The sequence below is a fragment of the Rhizobium sp. P1_C7 genome (assembly GCF_056406295.1).
Map to the genome: position 1 here is coordinate 1 of NZ_JBFUAL010000064.1, position 1,097 is coordinate 1,097.

Consider the following 1,097-nt stretch of genomic DNA (forward strand, 5'->3'; position numbering starts at 1 on the left):
ACTGAGCGGCATCGTCAAAGCGGTGCGTGAGKCATGATCGCCTCCGGTGTCGTGGTTTACGTGTCCTGTCAGCCGGTCGACTTCCGCAAGGGGCCGGCATCGCTGATGGTTTTGGTACGGGATGGCGGCCTCGACCCGTTCAGTGGTGCGCTTCATGTATTCCGCTCGAAACGAGCAGACCGGATCCGCATTGTCTGGTGGGATGGCAGCGGAGTATGTCTCTATTCAAAAATTCTCGAGGAGAATGGTTTTTGCTGGCCGGCAGCATCGGCTGCCCGTATCCGTCTCGATCATGCTCAACTGATGGCACTTCTGGCCGGTTTGGATTGGAAGCGGATCCGTCCGGCCAAGGTAAGGCGGCCAGTCTCGATCGGCTGATGCGGCCTGCGGCAAGTTGAATCATGTTGCTGTAACCGTTGGGAAATTAGCTGATTTTATGCTTTAATAGACGTATGATTTTACCCGGCCCAGACCTTCCTGACGACGTCGAAGCGCTGAAAGCGATGGTCATCGCGATGACCGCAGAAAAGGCTGCGACTGAGGCCGAAATCGCCCGAATGAAGGCTGTCCAACRGAAAGCCGACGAGCGGATCACCACTTTGACGGCGATCTTGAAGGTTTTGCAGCGTGCCCAAAATGGTACGCGCTCCGAGCGWCTGCGGCTGGCGATAAATGACGAGCAGATAGACTTCGCTTTTGAGGAGATCGAGACTGGCCTTGCCGCGATTGATAGCGAACTTGGCCGGGGAGACAAAGACCGGCCGAAGAGAGCAGCGCGGCCTCGCAAAGGTTTTGCCGCGCATCTAGAACGTATCGAGGAAGTCATTGAGCCGGAGATCCCGGAGGAATGCCAGGGCTTGGAAAAGGTTCTGATCGGCGAAGATCGATCCGAGCGGCTCGATGTCATRCCGCCGAAGTTCAGGGTTATCGTCACACGCCGCCCCAAATATGCGTTCAGGGAACGTGACGGCGTGCTGCAGGCTTTGGCGCCAGCGCATATCATCGAAAGCGGCCTGCCGACGGAACGGCTGCTGGCATACATTGCCGTGTCGAAATACGCCGACGGTCTTCCGCTTTATCGCCAGGAGGCGATTTAC

Annotated in this window: 2 protein-coding genes; both read left to right on the plus strand. The window is 57.2% G+C overall.

The window, feature by feature from the left end; translation table 11 throughout:
- Positions 1–33: 33 nt before the first annotated feature.
- Positions 34–378: an IS66 family insertion sequence element accessory protein TnpB gene (gene tnpB / locus AC1D2R_RS32120; RefSeq protein ID WP_477973859.1), complete on the plus strand. Its 345-nt coding sequence runs from the start codon at positions 34–36 to the stop codon at positions 376–378.
- 74 nt (positions 379–452) lie between these two features.
- Positions 453–1,097, plus strand: a 645-nt coding sequence (locus AC1D2R_RS32125) for a transposase domain-containing protein (RefSeq protein ID WP_477973861.1), incomplete at its 3' end; no start/stop codon positions are given.